This window comes from Pandoraea pnomenusa (genome assembly GCF_000767615.3).
In the GTDB taxonomy this organism is placed as follows: Bacteria; Pseudomonadota; Gammaproteobacteria; order Burkholderiales; family Burkholderiaceae; genus Pandoraea; species Pandoraea pnomenusa.
The window spans coordinates 2,780,009-2,799,616 of record NZ_CP009553.3; the positions used below are offsets into that span (position 1 = coordinate 2,780,009).

At 65.3% G+C, this 19,608-nt stretch carries 12 protein-coding genes; 8 read left to right on the forward strand and 4 right to left on the reverse strand.

From position 1 onward, the window contains the following. Positions 1 to 168: 168 nt before the first annotated feature. On the forward strand, positions 169 to 1,239 hold the full coding sequence (locus LV28_RS36465; RefSeq protein ID WP_115344337.1) for an Lnb N-terminal periplasmic domain-containing protein: 1,071 nt from the start codon (positions 169 to 171) through the stop codon (positions 1,237 to 1,239). Continuing rightward, the gene (locus tag LV28_RS36470; protein ID WP_218026206.1) at positions 1,236 to 3,473 is read left to right on the forward strand and encodes an esterase/lipase family protein; all 2,238 of its coding nucleotides are present in this window, start codon (positions 1,236 to 1,238) and stop codon (positions 3,471 to 3,473) included. Before LV28_RS36465 ends, LV28_RS36470 begins: the two co-directional genes overlap by 4 nt. 20 nt (positions 3,474 to 3,493) lie before the next feature. On the opposite strand, the gene LV28_RS36475 is transcribed toward LV28_RS36470, so the two are convergent. Both LV28_RS36475 and LV28_RS36480 read right to left on the reverse strand, forming a co-directional pair. After that, on the reverse strand, positions 3,494 to 4,096 hold the full coding sequence (locus LV28_RS36475) for a putative pterin-binding protein (RefSeq protein ID WP_038617426.1): 603 nt from the start codon (positions 4,094 to 4,096) through the stop codon (positions 3,494 to 3,496). Between the two features lie 126 nt (positions 4,097 to 4,222). After that, positions 4,223 to 6,151: a sulfatase family protein gene (locus LV28_RS36480; protein WP_081326878.1), complete on the reverse strand. Its 1,929-nt coding sequence runs from the start codon at positions 6,149 to 6,151 to the stop codon at positions 4,223 to 4,225. A gap of 181 nt (positions 6,152 to 6,332) precedes the next feature. On the opposite strand from LV28_RS36480, the gene LV28_RS36485 reads away from it, so the two are divergent. The 5 genes from LV28_RS36485 to LV28_RS36505 all read left to right on the forward strand — a co-directional run bounded on the left by LV28_RS36485 (position 6,333) and on the right by LV28_RS36505 (position 13,934). After that, positions 6,333 to 7,325, forward strand: a complete 993-nt coding sequence (locus LV28_RS36485; RefSeq protein ID WP_023596081.1) for a LysR family transcriptional regulator — start codon at positions 6,333 to 6,335, stop codon at positions 7,323 to 7,325. Between the two features lie 107 nt (positions 7,326 to 7,432). Next, positions 7,433 to 9,721 carry a 5-methyltetrahydropteroyltriglutamate--homocysteine S-methyltransferase gene (gene metE / locus LV28_RS36490; RefSeq protein WP_038617417.1) on the forward strand — a complete coding sequence of 763 codons (2,289 nt, stop codon included), beginning with the start codon at positions 7,433 to 7,435 and terminating at the stop codon, positions 9,719 to 9,721. Positions 9,722 to 10,121: 400 nt separating this feature from the next. Beyond that, a complete protein-coding gene (locus LV28_RS36495; RefSeq protein ID WP_023596083.1) occupies positions 10,122 to 10,781 on the forward strand; it encodes a response regulator transcription factor in 660 nt (219 codons plus the stop codon). Next, a complete protein-coding gene (locus LV28_RS36500; RefSeq protein WP_048806339.1) occupies positions 10,778 to 12,139 on the forward strand; it encodes a sensor histidine kinase in 1,362 nt (453 codons plus the stop codon). The genes LV28_RS36495 and LV28_RS36500 overlap by 4 nt, the downstream gene beginning before the upstream one ends. Positions 12,140 to 12,200: 61 nt before the next feature. After that, the gene (locus LV28_RS36505) at positions 12,201 to 13,934 is read left to right on the forward strand and encodes a glycosyltransferase family 39 protein (protein WP_023874255.1); all 1,734 of its coding nucleotides are present in this window, start codon (positions 12,201 to 12,203) and stop codon (positions 13,932 to 13,934) included. A gap of 93 nt (positions 13,935 to 14,027) precedes the next feature. Here LV28_RS36505 and LV28_RS36510 read toward each other — a convergent pair whose 3' ends face one another. Next, positions 14,028 to 14,858: a family 1 encapsulin nanocompartment shell protein gene (locus LV28_RS36510; RefSeq protein WP_023596086.1), complete on the reverse strand. Its 831-nt coding sequence runs from the start codon at positions 14,856 to 14,858 to the stop codon at positions 14,028 to 14,030. Then, a complete protein-coding gene (locus LV28_RS36515) occupies positions 14,855 to 15,973 on the reverse strand; it encodes a Dyp-type peroxidase (protein ID WP_023874253.1) in 1,119 nt (372 codons plus the stop codon). Before LV28_RS36515 ends, LV28_RS36510 begins: the two co-directional genes overlap by 4 nt. A 346-nt stretch (positions 15,974 to 16,319) precedes the next feature. On the opposite strand from LV28_RS36515, the gene LV28_RS36520 reads away from it, so the two are divergent. Continuing rightward, positions 16,320 to 19,562: an efflux RND transporter permease subunit gene (locus tag LV28_RS36520; protein ID WP_023874252.1), complete on the forward strand. Its 3,243-nt coding sequence runs from the start codon at positions 16,320 to 16,322 to the stop codon at positions 19,560 to 19,562. Positions 19,563 to 19,608: the final 46 nt, after the last annotated feature.

A 19,608-nucleotide genomic window follows, 5' to 3' on the forward strand; every position in this document is an offset into this window, starting at 1 on the left:
TCGCCAACGCGGCGTCAGCGCCCCGGCCCCATGAATTCTCCTGAAACACAGTGCGCCACCGGCTTGTCGACGCCGGGGCGCACTGGACTCTGACGCATCCCAGACGCGTTCTGCTGGTATTCTTCTGCGCTTGGCATGACTGCCCGGCATCGCCGGACTTCCGCGAATATGGTGCAACTGCAATCTCACGCCGGCGATGCCCTCGCCGGTCCTATCGCGTGGTACGTCTATGTGCTGCGTGCGTTTCTCGCGCTGATCGTTCTGGGGGCATGCGCCTGGGGCGCCATGGCCCTCGCCTATCGTTGTCCCGGCCCGGCGCCGGCGCGCTACCTCGTGATCGCCCTGTGGGTGTCCCTCGGCGTGGCCGCCGTGGTGGCATTGCTGCGCGTGCGCGCAGGGGTGCCGCTCAAGGGATGGCCCCTCGCGTTCCTTGTCGCGACGATCCTGCTTGTCGGATGGTGGCAGACGATTCGGCCATCCAACGATCGCGATTGGGCCGCCGACGTCGCCCAGTTACTCGATCCGCGGCAGGACGGCTCGCACGTGACCCTGCACAATGTGCGCAACTTCGCCTGGCGTACCGAGACCGACTTCACTCCCCGCTGGGAGACGCGCACGTACGATCTCGACAAACTCGACAGCGCCGATCTCGTACTCTCCTACTGGATGGGCCCCGCCATCGCGCACACGCTGGTGTCGTTTGGGTTCTCTGACGGCCAGCGCGTGGTGTTCTCCATCGAGATCCGCAAGAAGCAGGGGCAGAAGTTCTCCGCGGTCGGAGGCTTTTTCAAGGACTTCGAAGCGACGCTGGTCGCCGCCGATGAGCGCGACATCCTGCGCGTGCGCAGCAACGTCCGCGGCGAGACCGTCTATCTGTACCGCCTGAACATTCCACCCAGACAATTGCGCGAGGTCTTTCTCGGCTACCTCGAGCGCGCACGCGATCTTCGCCGACACGCGAAGTGGTACAACACGCTCACCAGCAACTGCACAACCATCGTGTTCGAACTGGCTCGCATCATCGCGCCGGGCCTGCCACTGGACTACCGCCTGCTCCTCTCGGGCTACTTCGCCGAGTACGCCTACGACCAGGGCGGCCTCACGCCGGGCTTCACTTATTCACAACTGGCCGAACGCGGCAATTTCGTCGCCCGCGCGCTGGCCGCCGGTGACGCGGCCGACTTTTCGGCACGGATCCGCGAAGGCGTACCGGGCGACGACCCGAAGGTGACGCCATGACGTCGCACCGTCTGGCGGGACCTGCCCGCTTCCCCGGCGGCGCGCTCTGGCGACGCATCGCCCTATTGAGTGCGGCCGTCTGGCTCACGGGAATTTCCGGCTGCGCAATGGTGGAAGTCCGCTCGCTGGGACCGGAGCAGTACATCGCCATGAAGCGAGGCGACATTCTCTCCACCGGCAAGCTCAGCACCTCGACGGATGAAACGATCCGCGTCGCGGGTCTGGACGATACGGTCTGTGCCAGATCGTCGCTCGACTGCATCGACGCGCTGGGTCGCGCGAAGGAAATCGACATCGACCGGCGCCTGGCGGCGATGGCCGAAATGTCGATGCAACTCGCCATTGCGCAAACGCCGACGGGCGACAAGCCCTGGAACGACGCTCAGTTCGATCTCTGGCTGCGCTCCGCGCGCTACGCCTACGCGTATCTCTTCTATAGCGACAGGCCGTCGAGCGAGCGGGCTTTCGAGGATCGGCAGACACAGGTTCGGGACTACTACAACTACGCCGTGCAGTCCTTTGCCGTGGCGCTGTTCCGCCGCGCCAAGACGACCGGCAACGGCACCATTTCGGGTTGGACCCTGCCGGTCGACGCCAGCAGCGTGAACTTCGACGGCCGGCGCATCGACCCGAGAGAGGTCCTGCCGGCTTCCACGCTGTCGTTCGCCGGACTACGCAGCCCGTATCGCCGGGACGGCTTCGGCGCCGAGCTCGTCGCGGTACTCGACGACAAATCGGCAGCCGAAGCCCTGTGGTCGTCGACGACCCGCACGCCGGCGCCGCGCGGCGACGCCTCGACCGGCCCCGACAACGACAACGTCTACTCGACGCGCGAAGACGACCGCGCCCGGGGGGCGCGCAACGCCCGCGAGCGAGAGGCATCGCGCGACTTCCGGCGCGCCATCGACCCGAAGGCCGGGCAGGTCTACAGCGAAATGCCGTCGCCGTCGCTCACGCTGCTGCTGCGCTTCGACGGCACAACGCTCGAGGACGTACTCACCACGCACATCGCCACACTGGTCGTCTATGACCCGTATCGCGAATCGTCCGTCGAGATCAACCATCAGACCGTGCCTCTGGCGGGCAATTTCACGGCTGGGTACGGTCTCTGGCTGGCCCGCTCGGGCTTCGCGGAACAGTCGCTGCGCACACTGTTCGGGCGCGACCGCGGCATTGTTCGCCCGCATATCTACCTGATGCAGCCCTTCGACCCCGGGCGCCGCGTGATTCTCATGCTGCACGGCCTGGCAAGCAGTCCGGAGGCATGGGTGAACCTGGCCAACGAGATCCAGGGCGACGCCACGTTGCGGGAACATTTCCAGATCTGGCAGGTGTACTACCCGACGAATTCGCCGATTCTCGTGAATGCGATGGCGATTCGCAACGCCTTCGAGACCACGCTCAGGCACTTCGATCCGGACGGAGTGTCCGCGGCGTCGCACGACGCCGTCATCATCGGGCACAGCATGGGCGGCGTGATCGCCCGGCTGATGGTCTCGAGCGCGGACGACGAGCTTTGGTCGGTCTTCCAGAACGACTACCACCTGGATGAAGACAAGGTCGACCGAGCGCGCAACCGGCTCGATCCGCTGTTCCACTTCGGGCCGGTGCCGCAGTTCGAGCGCGCGATCTTCATCGCGTCGCCGCATCGCGGCACACCGTTCGCGCGCAACCGCCTGGGTCGCTGGATATCGAACCTTATCAAGTTGCCGGTCACGCTGCTCTCGGGCATCGACGACGTGCTGCATTTCGCCACCGGATCGGAGGACGATCCCTCGGAGGGCAAGACCCGCTACGTACCGAACAGCGTCGACCAGTTGCGCGACACCGATCCGTATGTGGTTGCGTCGGCGGGACTCAAGATTTCCCCCAAGGTCCAGTACCACTCGATCATCGCGCGCCGCTCCGCCAAGGGACCATTGAACGAATCGACGGATGGCGTGGTGCCATACAACAGCGCACATCTCGCGGGCGCGCAGTCCGAGCGGGTGATCGTGGCCGGTCACAGCGTGCAGGAAACGCCGCAGGCGATTCTCGAGATTCGCCGGATCCTGCATGAAGACGTGAACGCGCTCGACCCGATCAAACTCCGTGGGCGCCCGGGACCTTACCAGCCCATCGACCCGCCCGCGCTTGCCGTGCCGGCCGCACCCTCGTCGAAACCGGCAACGGCGGGCACCGCCAATGCCGCTGCCGGTGGCAAGGCCACCATGGGGCGCGCCACGGCCCGTTGACGCCGGGGCGATCGGCCCGGTCAGGACACGGCGTTAATCTGGATGTGGTAAATGCCCCAGGGACACAAGGCGAACCGCTCCTTGAGCGGCTTGTCCGCGAGCGCGGGGATGGCTGCGGGCTCGTAGACCGCCCAGAGCGGGCCGAGGCCGCCAAGCGCCAGCGGCTTGTCGTCCAGATGCGTCGCGAGCAGGAACCGATACTCGGCCAGTTGCTCCAGCGTGCTCGCCACCACGTAACCATCGATGGCGCGCAAAAGCACCTGCGTCAATGGATGACCGGGCACGCCCACCACTGAGAGCACATCGGTCAGGCGCGGGCCTCGCAGCGTGTGCGGCTTCGCATCGTACTCGAGTGTCGGCCGGATCGTCTGCGCGGGAAGGCGCGCCAGCATCCCGAAGTCGAACGCGAACGCGCCGTCGAACTTCACGAGTTGCTTGTGAAACAGCTGATCCAGCGCGGGATCGACCGGGCCGCGATTGCGGTGGTCGATGGCCCCGCTGATCGTGACGAGGGGTGTCGACGCGGGTGCGCCTGACTGGGCGGATGCCCGGCCCGGCCTGGCGAGCGCGGGCGCCGAGGCGCCGAGCGCCACGGCGCCGGCCAGAAAGTCTCTTTTTTTCATGACGTTGGCGAAAACGGTGGATCATCGTGCGCGCGGCATCGAGCGCCGCGCGCGAAGTCGCACGAGCGTACCACCGATGCCGCGCATCCGGCCAATGTCCAGCGTGTCCGCGATCTTGCGGGGACCTCAGCCAGCCGCCGACTCGAACGTGAAATGCACGCGACCGTCGCGAATGGGCAGGATGTCCGGGCGGTCCTCCCCCACTTCAGCGTCGAGCCGGTCGTTGAGCCGGGCGTTCATCGCCATGAGCAACGCGCCGTTGGCGCGCGAGTCGAGCGCGAGGTTGTTCGACTCTGTCGGATCGGCGTGAAGATCGTAGAGTTCGACGTCATTGTTCGCGAAAAGCGCCTCGAGCGATGTCGGTCGGTTGAACTGCGTCGGAGAGAAGTAGCGCGAGAACCGGTAACGCCCGTCGAACACGCTGCGAATCATGCCGCGATGCCGGAAGTCGGGCTGCCGGGCGATCACGCGACGATGAATTTCCTCGATGGGCATGCCCTTCGTGCGCAGCGTCGCATACTCCTGCGCGACCCACTCGCTGTCATAGAACAGCAGCATGGCGTAGTTGAACAAGGCGTCGGCACGAACGGCATCCACCGCGTGCCGCTCGGGACGCCGCAGCAGGGGCGTGAGATCGTGCCCTCTTACGGCGTCGCCCGCGACGCGCGCAATACTGGCCGCGTCGAGGCCGGTCAGGCCGAGCAGCGTCGGGGTGATGTCCACATGCGAGCTGAGGGCCGCGCATTGCTTGCCGCCCGGATAGGCCGGATGACGAATCACGAGCGGCACGTGGTTTTGCTCGCGATACGTCGTCGGCCCCTTGCCGACGAGCTTGTGCGCGCCCACGTGGTCGCCATGGTCCGCGCTCATCACGACGATGGTGTTCTTGTCCAGCCCCAGCTCCCGCAACGTGTCGAGCAGCGTCACCACATGCGTGTCGCAGTCGCGAATGCAGTTGAAGTAATAGTCCTGATACACCTGCAAGCGCGCATCGTCGAGCGGATAGTCGCCGACGAGCACGCCTTCGGACGCGTTGTAGACGCCATGTGCCGCCGGTCGTCCCGGCGCATCGTAGGCCTGCTTGCGGGTGGAGGCGAGCGGCACGTTCCAGTGCGTTTCGTAGAGGCGGTCTTTCGGGGGACGCGCGTTGCCAAGCGTGGGACGGCTGTCGTTCTGCGCATTCACGCCGACCGGATCGGTGTTCAGGAACATGGCGTCGTGCGGATTGACCAGATTGACCGCCATGAACCACGGCTTCGACTCACCGGCGAGCTGAGCGCCACGCCCGCGCAGCCACGATACGGCCGACGACGTCGTCAGCCCATCGTAGGTGTAGCCACCGCGCACGCGTCCGATCAGATCGCCCACGCCAAAGTAATCGTCGAAGCCGTAGGCCTTGATGAGGTCGTGGTATTCCTGCGTCGGCGTGTCGTACGGCGTGTGATTGTGGTGCAGCTTGCCGCTCAGGTGCCATTTGCCAAGATAGGCGGCGTGGTAACCCACGTCGCGCATCATGTGCCCGATCGTGCGGATGTCGGTCGACATGTCCGGTTGCCACGGTATGCCGCAATTGTCGAACACCCGCGTGTGCTGGATGTGCTGCCCCGTGTATACGGTAGAGCGCGAAGGCGAGCAGACACACGCCGCGATCTGATGATTCACGAACGTCACCCCCTCGCGGCGCAGGCGCTCGCGCCCGGGCACCGGGAATGGCCACTTGTCGAAGTGGCGCTCCTGATCCGTGAGAATGAACAGGATGTTGTAGCCCTTGGGCGCCACGGACGGCGCCTCCTGCGCCATGACGTAGCCGTCGTCGTGCGCCCCGCCCGGCGGGCGCGGTCCGTCGGGCGCGGATTTGGCCGCCGCGAGCACTGGCGACGCCAACCCGGCCGAGGCGACGGCCGCACCGGCCTGCTTCAGAAAATGGCGCCGCGATGGGCGACTGCCGGAAAGCGCATCATGGGCTGTCGGCGTGCCTGTTGCCGCACTGGCCTGCGAATCGTCCGACGGATTTCCGGACTCGCCCGGCGTCGATGGGGACTTCCTGAGGGTCATGTGTCTCGCTCCTGAAGGGCGCCCGCGTCGTGTGTCGCGCGGGCTACCGGGATGGGAGTCTCATTATTTGGCTGGACTCGTCACACACCGATGAAAAGTCGCGGTACATTCATTACCAAAATGACATCAATATGTGGCTCGGCCGACCGCCCGCGGCCGCTCCTTACCGCTTCTCGCCAACATGATCGACACCCCCCAAGCGTTGCAGACCGACCCTTCGCACCCTGCCCGCGCAATCCCGGCAGCGCTTCGCAAGCTGCGCATCCGGGATCTGGAAACATTGCGCTGGCTGGGACGAACCCGCAGCTTCGCACGCACCGCCGAAGCCGCCGCCATTACCCAACCCGCGCTCTCCAAATGGCTGCGCGAAATCGAGCAGGCGCTCGGAGTGGCGCTGTTCGAGCGCACCACGCGACGCGTAACCCCGACCGCCTATGGCGATGCACTGCTCGAGCGTGCCGAGCGCATGCTGACAGATCTCGCCGGCGTCGCCCCCGCCCTGGAGGCCTTGCGTGACGGTCTGGCACACCCGGTCAACGTGGGGATTCTGCCGGGCATGGCCAGCGTGCTGATGCCGCAGACGCTCGCCCGGATCGCGCACACTGGCCCGGCCCTGCGCGTCAATCTGTTCGAAGAGACACTCGATCGGCTGCTGCCGCGCGCACGCTGGCACGAAATCGATCTTCTCGTGTGCCGCCTCGACGAGACGGCCATGAACGCGGGTTTCGGCGTCGTTGCGCTCTATGACGACGAAGTCCGTGTCTACGGCGCGAAACACCATCCCCTTGCCGCCAGCACGACACCGAGCTGGGCCGACGCCGCCCGCTACCCGTGGATCGTCCCGCCGCCGGGCACCCCGATGCGGCGCGCCATCGACACCGAATTCGCCCATCAAGGATTGCCGATGCCGAACGTGGTGATGGAATCCGTATCGCTCATGACCAATGCCAGCACCGCGCAAGCCATGCCGTGCCTGTTCCTCGCCTCGACGCTGGGCGTCGCGCGATCACCGCTGCGCGCCGCGCTGCACGACTTCGGACTTCGCTTCGCGCATGTCGCCCCCACCGTAGGCGTGTTGCACGACCCCGCGCCCAATGCGGCGGCACTCACGCTCATCGATCATCTGCGCCATGTCGCCCAAATGCTCTCACCACCAGCATCACGCTCAACATGAATGAAATTGAAGTTAGTTCAAAATAAGAACATTTTCATTCATGAATCGAAGTCTCTATGATCGTCGGCAAGCATTCATTCCAATGGCGACAACGGTCAAGAGAGCACATGGCAAAGACACACAATCTGGGATATCCGCGCATCGGCGCGAAACGCGAACTGAAGTTTGGTCAGGAGGCGTATTGGAAGGGCCAATCGTCACGCGACGAACTCAAGGCGCTTGGCGCGTCGCTGCGCCTGCGCCACTGGCAGGACCAAGCGGCGCTCAATCTGGTGCCGGTCGGCGACTTTGCCTTTTACGATCAGGTGCTCGACATGAGCTTCACGCTGGGCAACCTGCCCGAGCGCGTGCAAGGCTTTCATGGCGATGCACTGGACAATTACTTCCGCGTGGCGCGCGGGCGTTCCGCCCTGGGTACGGATGCGCACGCGCATTGCTGTGGTGGCGTGACCGCCGGCGAAATGACCAAGTGGTTCGATACGAATTATCACTACATCGTGCCGGAATTTACCGCCGCCACGACCTTCGCCCTCGACGCGTCGCGACTCGTCGAGCAAGTTGCTGAAGCTCGCGCCGCCGGCGTGAGGGCGAAGCCCGTGATCATTGGCCCGGTCACGTATCTGTGGCTGGGCAAGGCCAAGGACGACAGCGACAAGCTGGCTTTGCTGCCGAGGCTGCTCCCGGTGTACGCGGCGCTGCTCGAGACATTGGCCGCGCAGGGCGTGGAATGGGTCCAGATCGACGAACCGATTCTCGTCACTGAACTGAGCCCAGAATGGCGCACGGCGTTCGAGACGACGTATGCCGCGCTTGCCGACGCACCGGTCAAGCGCCTGCTGGCCACGTACTTCGGTGAGCTTCAGGACAATCTCCCGCTCGCCTGCCGCCTGCCCGTCGATGGTCTGCACCTGGATGCCGTGAACGCGCGGGGCGAAGTCGACGCTGTTGTCGCCGCCTTGCCCGCACACAGCATCGTGTCGCTGGGCGTGGTCAATGGCCGCAACATCTGGAAGGCGGACCTCGCCGCCACCCTCGACTGGCTCGAGCCGCTCGCGAGCCGATTGGGCGGGCGCCTTTGGATTGCGCCGTCGTGCTCGCTGCTCCATGTGCCCGTCGACCTGGACAGCGAGGAGAAACTCGACGCGGACATCAAGTCGTGGCTCGCATTCGCCCGGCAGAAGCTGGCCGAAGTCGACGTGCTCGCGCGCGCCATCAATTCAGGGCGCGACGCGGTGGCCGCCGAACTTGCCGCCAACGCCGCAGCCATCGCGAGCCGCCGCGCTTCGCCGCGCGTGCACAACCCCGAGGTGAAGACGGCGGTGGCGAAGATCGAGGCTTCGCTGGGACGCCGCCTGAAGCCGTATGCCGAGCGCGCCCCGAAGCAGGCGGCCAGGCTGAAGCTGCCGCTCTACCCGACCACGACCATCGGTTCGTTCCCGCAAACAGCGGAAATCCGTACCGCCCGCAGCCGCTTCAAGGCGGGCGAGCTGGATCAGGCCGGCTACATCGCGGCGATGCAGGCCGAGATCGCGCGCAGCGTGCGCGAGCAGGAGGCACTGGGGCTGGACGTGCTTGTGCACGGCGAAGCCGAGCGCAACGACATGGTGGAGTACTTCGGCGAGCAACTGGAGGGCTACGCGTTCAGCCAGTTCGGGTGGGTGCAGTCGTACGGTTCGCGCTGTGTGAAACCGCCCATCATGTTCGGTGACATTCGCCGTCCCAAGGCGATGACCGTGGAGTGGATCCGGTACGCCCAGTCGCTCACCGACAAACCGATGAAGGGCATGCTGACCGGCCCAGTCACGATTCTGAACTGGTCTTTCGTGCGCGACGACCAGCCTCGGTCGGTCTCGTGCTTCCAGCTCGCCCTGGCGATTCGTGAGGAGGTGCTCGATCTCGAACGCGCCGGCGTGCGCGTGATCCAGATCGACGAAGCCGCCCTGCGCGAAGGCCTGCCGCTGCGGCGCGCCCAGTGGCAGGCGTATCTGGACTGGGCGGTGGAATCGTTCCGCATCACCGCCAACGGGGTGCGTGACGACACGCAGATCCACACGCACATGTGCTATTCGGAGTTCAACGACATCATCGCGGCAATCGCCGCGATGGACGCCGACGTGATCACCATCGAAACGTCGCGCTCGGACATGGAGTTGCTCGACGCGTTCGACTCGTTCCAGTACCCGAACGAGATCGGGCCGGGCGTGTACGACATCCACTCGCCGAACATCCCGTCCCAGGCGCAAATCGTGGCGCTCATGAAGAAGGCGGCCGAGCGCATTCCCGCCACGCGACTCTGGGTCAATCCGGACTGCGGGCTGAAAACGCGCCAATGGTCCGAAGTGGTCCCGGCGCTGCAAAACATGGTGGCGGCGGCAAGGACGCTGCGCGCGCAATAGGCAACAAACGCGGTGCCCGGCACCCCTCGCGCACCGCGACTTTCTCTGCCCCGGGTCGAAGGGCCGGCCATTGCCGGCCTTTCAACGTTCCAACATCCCCAAGGACAACGCTTTCGAGCCGCCACGGCCAGCCCATGCGCCGCCCACGGACGCCATCGGACCCCGGCCGACCGGATCGCAACGCGATTGTCGCGCCACCGAGGCTGCGCTCCCACATGAAATATCTTTGCTAAGTCATTGTTTAAAGGTGAGTTTTCATGGCATAGTCGCGCGAGTGCACGCAGACGAAAACTAAGTTTCTCCTAAGTTTCGCGCGCTATCGTGCGCCCGTACCGTCGTGTCAGGCGGGCAAGGATTGCGCGTGCGCCGCTGGGGCCACGCGGTGGAGCCTTCGGAAAACATGCGGATATTGCTCGTAGAAGACGACGCCATGATCGGCGAGGCCATGATGCAGGCGCTCAAGGACGCCTCGTACGCGGCCGATTGGTGCCGTGACGGCGATGCCGCCCTCGCTGCGCTCGCCGCTCACACGTACGACCTCATGCTGCTCGACCTGGGTCTGCCGGGGCGTGACGGCTGGGAAGTCCTGCGCGCGCATCGCGGTGCGGGCGGACGCACGCCGATCATCGTGGTGACCGCGCGCGACGGTGCGGAAGACATCATTCAGGGTCTCGATCTCGGCGCCGACGACTTCGTCGTGAAGCCGTTCGAAGTCGGCGAACTGCTCGCGCGCATGCGGGCCGTGATCCGGCGCCAGGCAGGGGTCGCCGTGCCGGTGCTGACCAACGGCGCCCTCGCCCTCGATCCCGCGACGCATCAGGCCACTTACGGCGACATCAGCTGCACGCTCTCGGCAAAGGAATACGCGCTGCTGCACGCGCTCATGCTTCGCCCCGGCACGATTCTCTCTCGCGACGCGCTCGAGCACCGTCTGTACGGCTGGGGCGAGGAGATCGAGAGCAACATGATCGACTTTCTCATTCATTCGATTCGCAAGAAACTGGGATCGGACGTGATCCGCAACATCCGCGGCGCGGGCTGGCTGGTGCCCAAGGCATGATGCGCTCGCTGCAGTCGCGCCTGGTGGTCACGCTCTCGGCCTGCGCGCTGGTGTTGGCGATCGTCGCGGGCTTCGTTTCCTACGCTGCGGCCTTTCGCGAAGCCTATCGCTTCCAGGACGACCAACTGCTGCAACTCGCCGCGCTGGTCGACACCCGCAACCTCGCCGGCGCCGATCACGCCGTGCATGGCCTGCCGATTCAGGACCACGATTACCGCCTGACCGTACAACGGCTCGGGGGCACCTTTCCGGTCACGCTGGCCGACGGTTTCCACACCGTCAACACCGGCGGGCACACGTGGCGCGCGTTCGTGCGTACCGTCGAACCCGACTTGCGCATCGTCGTCGCCCAACCGACCGAGGGCCGCAACGAGATCGCCCGCAACAGCGGCCTGCGCACGGCCTTGCCCTTCATCGTCTTCGTGCCACTGCTGATTCTGGCCATCGTGTGGACGGTGCGCCGTGCATGGCGCCCCGTGCAACGGCTGGCGGCCGAGGTCGACACCCGGCGGGACACGGACCTGCGGGCGCTAGCCACGCAAGGCGCGCCGACCGAAATCGAGCCGTTCATCGTATCCATCAACCGACTGCTGGCACGTCTGGCCAAGGCGCTCGACGAGCAGCGCCGGTTCGTGGCGGACGCCGCGCACGAACTGCGCTCGCCGATCACGGCGCTGGTCATCCAGTCGGAGAACCTCGACCGGGCGCTCGCGCCCACGAGCATCGACGCCGAGACCCGCAACCGCCTGACCAAGCTCAAGAGCGGCTTGCAGCGCACCCGCACCCTGCTCGAGCAGTTGCTGACGCTCGCCCGCGCGCAAAGCGCGCCGACGGCGCCCGCCGCGCCGCTCGCGCTGCTGCCGGCCGTGCACGAGGCGCTGGAAGACGTGTTCGTGCTGGCCGACCGCAAGCAGATCGCCCTGAATCTCGTCGGCCCGACGCTCGGCGTGCCGGGCCGGCCGAACCTGCGCGTCGTAGGCGTCAAACGCGACATCGTGACATTGCTGGGCAATCTCGTCGGCAATGCCGTGCGATATACCCCGGCGGGCGGTACCGTCTCGGTTCGGTTGTCATCCTCCGGCCCTGACGTCGTCATCGACGTCATCGACTCGGGGCCCGGCATCGATGCCGACAAGCGCGAGCGCGTCTTCGACGCCTTTTACCGGGCGACCGACCAGCGCGAATCGCGCGAGCATGGCGGAGAAGGCACGGGCCTGGGTCTGGCCATCGTGCGCGCGATCGTCGACCGCCTCGGCGGTCATATGCAGCTGAAAGACGCGAGCCCGACACCGCCACGCGGGCTTCACGTTCGCGTGAGTCTGCCCAATCCGGATATTTCGCAACCGCCAAGTCGTTGATTGCCGCAAGACACCGTTAAACTGCCGTACCCCATTCATCAAGACCGGAAGCCTCGTATTCATGTCCATACGTTCTCAACGTGACGCCGGGTTGGAACCCTGGCCGATCTCCCCCACCGCCCTGCTCTGGCTGCTTGCCGTGTTCGCGTTGGTCTGGTTCGGTGTGCTGAACCTGCGCCACCTGGTCCCCAGCGACGAAGGCCGATACGCCGAGATGGCTCGCGAAATGCTCGCCACGGGCGACTGGGTCACGCCGCGTTACAACGGCTATCTGTACTTCGAGAAGCCGCCGCTGCAGACCTGGATGAACGCGCTCACGTTCATGATCTTCGGCCTCGGCGACTGGCAGGCCCGCCTGTGGACGGCGCTGACCGGCTTCGGCGGCGTGCTGCTCGTGGGCTACACCGGCCGTCGCATTTTCGGCGCACGCGCGGGATTCTTCGCCGCACTCACGCTCGCCAGCGCCCCGCTGTGGGCGCTGCTCGGCCATTTCAACGTGCTGGACATGGGCCTGTCGTTCATGATGGCGCTCGTGCTGTGCTCGCTGCTGCTTGCCCAGCGGCCCGGCCTGACCGACACGCAAACCCGCAACTGGATGTGGCTGTGCTGGCTCGCCATGGGGCTGTCGATCCTCAGCAAGGGGTTGATCGGCGTGGTGCTGCCCGGGGCGGTGCTGGTGATCTACACGTTGATCTCGCGCGACTGGGCGTTATGGAAGCGGCTGCACATCGCGAGCGGCCTGATCGTGATGCTGGCCGTCACGGTGCCGTGGTTCGCCGCGGTAATGGCACGCAATCCGTCGTTCTTCGACTTCTTCTTCATCAACGAACACTTCAACCGCTTCCTCAAGCCGGATCACCATCGTCCCGGCGCGCTCTGGTATTTCGTACCGGTGCTGATCGTGGGCTTCCTGCCCTGGCTGTCGATGATTCCGCGCACGATCTCCGCTTCCCGTGCGGTACCCCGTCAGGCCAACGGCTTCCGACCGGTGTTGATGATCACCGTGTGGACCGTCTTCATCTTCTGCTTCTTCTCGATCTCGCACTCGAAGCTCATCTCGTATGTGCTGCCGATCGCGCCGTCCATCGCCTTGCTGTTCGGGCTGGGGCTTGCCGGCATGTCGCGCGAATCGCTTCGCAAGCATCTGATCGTGTCCGCCGTGCTGTTCGTGGCAACGATCGTGACTTGCCTCGTTTTCCTGTCCCATCATTCGGACAGCCGCAACCCGGTCGAAGCGTATCGTCAGTTCTCGTATTACCTGTACGCGGCAAGTTTCGTGGGGCTGATCGGTCTGGGCGTCACGCGCTGGCTCAGCTCCCGTAGCGCCAAGCAGGCGTTGATCGCTTTCGCCGGCACGTGGCTGGCGTTCACGATGATCGGGGGAACGGGTCACGAAGCGTTCGGGCGCGGCAGCTCGGGCATCGACCTCGTACCCGCCGTGCGCGCGGAAATGGAGCGACTCGGGCCGGACACGCCGTTCTATTCGGTGGGCACGCTCGACCACACCATGCCGTACTACCTGCGCCACACGATGATCATGGTCGCCGTGCAGGACGAACTCGAATTCGGCATATCGCAGGCGCCGGACAGCTGGATTCCGACGCTCAACAAGTTTGCCGAGGTCTGGATGTCAGCGCCCAAGGCGCTCGCGCTGGTCGATCCGGAGAAGTTCACTGTCCTCGAGACGCTGGGACTGCCGATGAAGGTCATCGCCCGCGACAATCGCCGGGTCATCATCGAGAAGCCGATGCCCGCCGACGCGCCGGCACCGGGTGTTGCACCGGCAGCCAACTGAGCCTCACGAGCCCGATGACAGGCCCAATGAAAAATGGCCGGGAGCGATCTTCGCCCCGGCCATTTTTCTTTTCCTTTCAATAAGCTAGCGAGCTTACTTCGCCTTCTTCTTCACGCCGACCGGCTTGGCCGGACCGACCGACACGCCGGCCTCGGCGGTCAGCATCAGGAACGTGAACGTCTCTTCCAGGTACAGACGAACCGTCGTGGCCGTGTGGTCCAGGTAGCCGATCGACACGTCCTGACCGATGTGCATTTCGTAGTCGCCGCCGCGCGTGGAGACGATGCAGCCGCCATCGATGGCCGGCGCCCAGATGATCTCGCCGCTCACGATATGGCCGATGTGCTCCAGAATCGGGTACCCCTGATCGTTGGCCTCGGCCACGGCCGTGTAGGCATCCGCGCCGAGCAGCACGCTGTACGGGCCGTCCACGCCTTCCAGACGCAGTTGCTCGAGCGCCTTGGCGATCACCGTCGGATAGTCCGCGATATTGTCCGGCAGCGGCAGCACCGGGTTCGACGTGCCTTCGCGCACGCCCGTGATTCGGGCAGCCGGATAGCCGTCGAAAATCGCGCGATCCTCGGCATACGCCAGCTTGATGGCGGCGTCCTTGGCTGGTTGCCAATCCGAGTCGTTCGCGCCGCGCTCGACGTCGTCGATCGCTTCGCGCGAGAGTTCGAACGGCACTCGCAGTGCCACGAGCGGCATCACTTCGCGCTGACGCGCGCCCACGCCGTCGAGCGGCGCGTCGATGGCCGTCTGATGGCCGGTGCCCACGCCGGCGAGCGACAGGCCACCGGGACCCTTGACGTCGACGACACGGCGGCCGGCGACGGTACGCTTGAACGTGCGTGCCACCTCTTCTTCGATCTGCGCCCATGCGGCGCTCGAAATGGGGGCCAGTTCGCGATGCAGGTTATTCATGCCTGAGATACTCCTTTAAGCGATCCGATTTGCAGTGAGCCGTCCGCCGGCGCGGGGCTCGGTGAAATGAGAGACGACACCGTCACATCGACCACGGGTGTGGACGTCGACGGCGTGTCGATGAGGGTGCGGATGGATTCCGGTCCGGCTTCCGCCAGCGGCGCCTCGCGCTCGGCGAGCGCTTCGAGCATCGGCACCGAGGGGACGAAGAACAGACCGCCGGTCACGGCGTTGCTGAAGTCGAGCAATCGGTCGTAGTTACCCGGCGGACGGCCCACGAACATGTTTTCCAGCATCTGTTCGATGGGCCGGGGCGAGCGCGCGTAACCGATGAAATACGTGCCGAACTCAGCGGATCCGGGACGACCGAACGGCATGTTGTCGCGCAGGATCTTGATCTCCTTGCCGTCTTCTTCCAGCGTGGTGAGCGCGCTGTGGGACCAGCTTGGCTTGACCCCGTCGTCGAGCTCCACGTCGCTGAGCTTGGTGCGGCCGATGATGCGTTCCTGCGCCTCGACCGGCAGCGCGTTCCAGCCGGCCATGTCGTGCAAATACTTCTGCACCAGCACGTAGCTGCCGCCCGCGAATTCGGGATCTTCGTCGCCCATCACCGTGAACTCGAGCGCCTCCTGGCCCTCCGGGTTCTCCGTGCCGTCGACGAAGCCAATCATGGCGCGCATGTCGAAATAGCGGAAACCGTGCACCTCGTCGACCACCGTGACGGCATCGCCCAGCTTGTTCAGCAACAGCGTGGCGAGTTCGAAGCACAGATCCATCTGCTCGGCACGGATGTGCAGCAGCAGGTCGCCGGGCGTGGCCGGCGCGTGGCGTTTGCCGGCGCCGAACTCGCGAAACGGATGGAGCTCGGCAGGACGCGGATCGCCGAACAGGCGCCCCCAGGCGTTGTCGCTGAAGCCGACGACACACGAGAGGTTGCCGGACGGCACGCGCTTGCCGACGGCGCGGACATAGGCGCCCACATCGGCGCACCAGCCGCGCACGTTCGCATGGGCGGCAGGATCGTCGCGCACGGTGGCCACGAGAAAGATCGCGCTACGGGTGACGGTGCCGGAAACCGGCTGTGGTTCCGGAGGGGAAGTCGGACGTTCGGTCATTGCGTTCCTGCGTGGGGCTTGAGTTCGTGACGCCGGTTGCCGCAACCTCGGATCGAACGGCGACCTTAGGCTATCGGTTGGCGACTTTCAGTACGTCAACTTTATCACGCAACAGACCGTAATACGCCACCGCTGTCGATACAACGTGGCGTAAAGCCTTATGCGACAAGGCTTTGCGCCAGCACGCGGCAATTCTGTCAATTTCGCCATTTTCGCGCCATTTTGGCGTTGGGGCGTCGCCCATACCATGGCAGCGTTCCGTTCCGGCACCGGTGCGGCGCCGCATTGTGCGCGCCGGTCGGCCCTTGTCCTTACGCTTGCGACTGCGCCCGAGCGCGATTGAATCATGTGGATTGTCAACGTTGCGCTCAAACGGCCATACACGTTCATCGTGATGGCCATTCTGATTCTGCTCGCCACCCCACTCGCGCTCATGCGCACCCCGGTCGACGTGCTGCCGGAGATCAATATCCCGGTGATCAGTGTCATCTGGACCTATAACGGCCTGTCCGCGCAGGACATCGCCGATCGGATGATCTCCGGCAACGAACGCGGACTCACGACCACCGTCAACAACATCGAGCACATCGAATCGCAGTCGCTGCCCGGCATCGGAATCATCAAGATCTTTCTGCAACCGACGGCCAATTTCCAGACTGCCCTCGCTCAGGTCGTGGCCGTCGAGCAGGCGCAGGTCAAGCAGATGCCCCCCGGCGCGACACCGCCGCTCATCATCAGTTACTCGGCGTCGTCCATCCCGGTGATGCAGCTTGGCCTGTCGAGCCCCAGCCTGTCGGAGCCCGCGCTCAACGACACGGCCCTGAACTTCCTGCGCCCCCAACTGGTGACGATTCCCGGCGCCGCGGTGCCGTACCCCTACGGCGGCAAGACCCGCCTGATCTCGGTCGACATCGACTCGCGGGCCCTGCTCGCCAAGGGTCTGACGGCGCAGGACGTGGTGGCCGCCGTCAATGCGCAGAACCTGATCCTGCCCACCGGCACGGCCAAGATCGGCCCGCGCGAGTACACCGTCGACATGAACGGCTCTCCGCCAACCGTTGAAGGGCTGAACAACATTCCGGTGCGCACGGTCAACGGCGCGACGACCTACCTGCGCGAAGTTGCCCACGTCCGCACCGGTTTCTCGCCGCAGACCAACATCGTTCGCCAGAACGGCCAGCGCGGCGTGCTGATCTCCGTGATGAAGACGGGCGACGCCTCGACGCTCTCGGTGGTCGACTCGCTCAAGGCCCTGTTGCCCGAAGCACGCGCGGCCTTGCCGGAAGATCTGCACATCTCCGCATTGTTCGATCAGTCGGTCTTCGTGAAGGCCGCCGTGCAGGGCGTGATCCACGAAGCGCTGATTGCCGCCGCGCTCACCGCGGCCATGATCCTGCTGTTTCTCGGCAACTGGCGCAGCACGTGCATCATCGCGATCTCGATTCCGCTGTCGATCCTCTCCTCTTTGCTGGCGCTGCATGCCCTCGGGCAGACCATCAACATCATGACGCTGGGCGGGCTGGCGCTGGCCGTCGGGATTCTCGTGGATGACGCTACCGTCACCATCGAGAATATCGAGCGCCACCTGCACATGGGCACGCCGTTGCACGAGGCCATTCTCGAAGGGGCGGGTGAAATCGCCGTGCCGGCGCTCGTCTCGACACTCTGTATCTGCATCGTGTTCGTGCCGATGTTCTTCCTCACGGGTGTGGCCCGATACCTGTTCGTGCCGCTTGCCGAGGCAGTGGTGTTCGCCATGCTCGCGTCGTACATCCTGTCGCGCACGCTGGTGCCCACACTGGCCATGCTGCTCATGGGGCACGCGCATCAGGCCGATCCGAATGCCCGGCCCGGCGCCTTCCGACGCCTGCATCAGCGCTTCGACGCCGCCTTCGAGCGCATGCGCGGGGCCTACATCTCGGTGCTCTCGACCCTGCTCGTGCGCCGCCGGGTGTTCGCCACGAGCTTCCTGGCATTCTGCGTGCTCTCGATGGGGCTGGTGTTCGTGCTCGGCTCGGACTTCTTCCCGTCGGTCGATGCCGGCAACATCCGCATGCACATGCGCGCACCGACGGGTACCCGCATCGAGGAAACGGCGCGGCTGGCCGACGAGGTCGAGAAAGTCGTTCGGGAAATCGTTCCAGCCAACGAGCTGGAGACGATTCTGGACAACCTCGGCCTGCCGTACAGCGGGATCAACCTGTCGTACAGCAACGCCGGCACCATCGGCACGCTCGACGGCGAGATCCAGATCGCGCTCAGGCCCGGCCACCAGCCCAGCGCGACCTACATCGACAAGTTGCGCGCGATCCTGCCGCAACGCTTCCCCGGCGTGGAGTTCTTCTTTCAACCCGCCGACGTCGTCACGCAGATTCTCAACTTCGGCCTGCCCGCGGCCATCGACATCCAGATCAGCGGCAACCAGCAACTGGCGAACTTCGGGGTTGCAACGAAGTTGCTCAAGCAGGTCCGTCTGGTACCCGGCACGGTCGACACGCACATCCAGCAACGGATCAACGCGCCGGCGCTGCACCTGGACATGGACCGCACCCGCTTGCAGCAACTTAACCTGAATGCCAATGCCGTGGCCCAGAACGTGCTGATCTCGCTCTCGGGCAGCTCGCAGACGTCGCCGGGCTTCTGGTTCAACCACCAGAACGGCGTGGAGTACAGCCTTTCGGTGCAATCGCCACAGTACCGCATCAGTTCCATCGACGACCTGCTGCGCCTGCCGGTCGCGGGCACGGGCAACAACGGCCAGCCCCAGTTGCTCGCCAACTTCGTTCAAGTCCGGCCGCAAGAGCGATTTGCCGTGGTTAGCCACTACAACATCCGGCCGGTCATCGACATTTTCGTGAGCGTGGAAGGCCGCGATCTCGGGAGCGTGGCGCGCGACATCGACAAGCTGGTGGTCCAGGCGCGCAAGGATCTGCCGCGCGGCAGCCAGATCGTGGTGCGCGGTCAGGTCAGCACCATGCAAAGTTCGTATTTCGGGCTGGGCGTGGGCGTGGCGATGGCCATCGTGCTCGTGTATCTGCTGATCGTGGTGAATTTCCAGTCGTGGGTCGATCCGCTCATCATCGTGAGCGCCCTGCCCGCCGCCCTCGCCGGCATCGTCTGGATGCTCTTTCTCACGGGCACGCGACTCTCCGTGCCCGCGCTCACGGGGGCCATCATGACGATGGGCGTAGCCACGGCCAACAGCATTCTCGTGGTCGCCTTCGCGCGGCAACGGATGGAGGCCGGCATGGCGCCGCTCAAAGCCGCGCTGGAGGCTGGCGCGAGCCGGATCCGACCGGTGCTGATGACGGCGCTGGCCATGATCATCGGCATGGTGCCGATGGCGCTTGGGCTGGGCGAAGGCGCCGAACAGAATGCCCCGCTGGGCCGGGCCGTGATCGGCGGCCTGCTGTTCGCCACGATCTCCACACTGTGCTTCGTGCCGCTGGTCTTTGCGGGCGTGCACACCCGACTCGTTCGGCGCAGGGCGCGGCGAGCGGTACAAGGCCAGCGCACCGAGACCGGCGGTTCGGGCAGGCCCGCGAGAGACGCCGGCGATGGCGACGATGGCGACGATGGCGCCACCTGAGCCCAGTTCGCACAACGACCGACACCTCGCCTACCAGATGACAAAG

What these genes read in the sequence shown, in the direction of transcription:
- LV28_RS36465 (WP_115344337.1), top strand. Translation starts at nt 169, where the DNA reads ATGGTGCAACTGCAATCTCACGCCGGCGATGCCCTCGCCGGTCCTATC.
- LV28_RS36470 (WP_218026206.1), top strand. Translation starts at nt 1,236, where the DNA reads ATGACGTCGCACCGTCTGGCGGGACCTGCCCGCTTCCCCGGCGGCGCG.
- LV28_RS36475 (WP_038617426.1), bottom strand. Translation starts at nt 4,096, where the DNA reads ATGAAAAAAAGAGACTTTCTGGCCGGCGCCGTGGCGCTCGGCGCCTCG.
- LV28_RS36480 (WP_081326878.1), bottom strand. Translation starts at nt 6,151, where the DNA reads ATGACCCTCAGGAAGTCCCCATCGACGCCGGGCGAGTCCGGAAATCCG.
- LV28_RS36485 (WP_023596081.1), top strand. Translation starts at nt 6,333, where the DNA reads ATGATCGACACCCCCCAAGCGTTGCAGACCGACCCTTCGCACCCTGCC.
- metE (WP_038617417.1), top strand. Translation starts at nt 7,433, where the DNA reads ATGGCAAAGACACACAATCTGGGATATCCGCGCATCGGCGCGAAACGC.
- LV28_RS36495 (WP_023596083.1), top strand. Translation starts at nt 10,122, where the DNA reads ATGCGGATATTGCTCGTAGAAGACGACGCCATGATCGGCGAGGCCATG.
- LV28_RS36500 (WP_048806339.1), top strand. Translation starts at nt 10,778, where the DNA reads ATGATGCGCTCGCTGCAGTCGCGCCTGGTGGTCACGCTCTCGGCCTGC.
- LV28_RS36505 (WP_023874255.1), top strand. Translation starts at nt 12,201, where the DNA reads ATGTCCATACGTTCTCAACGTGACGCCGGGTTGGAACCCTGGCCGATC.
- LV28_RS36510 (WP_023596086.1), bottom strand. Translation starts at nt 14,858, where the DNA reads ATGAATAACCTGCATCGCGAACTGGCCCCCATTTCGAGCGCCGCATGG.
- LV28_RS36515 (WP_023874253.1), bottom strand. Translation starts at nt 15,973, where the DNA reads ATGACCGAACGTCCGACTTCCCCTCCGGAACCACAGCCGGTTTCCGGC.
- LV28_RS36520 (WP_023874252.1), top strand. Translation starts at nt 16,320, where the DNA reads ATGTGGATTGTCAACGTTGCGCTCAAACGGCCATACACGTTCATCGTG.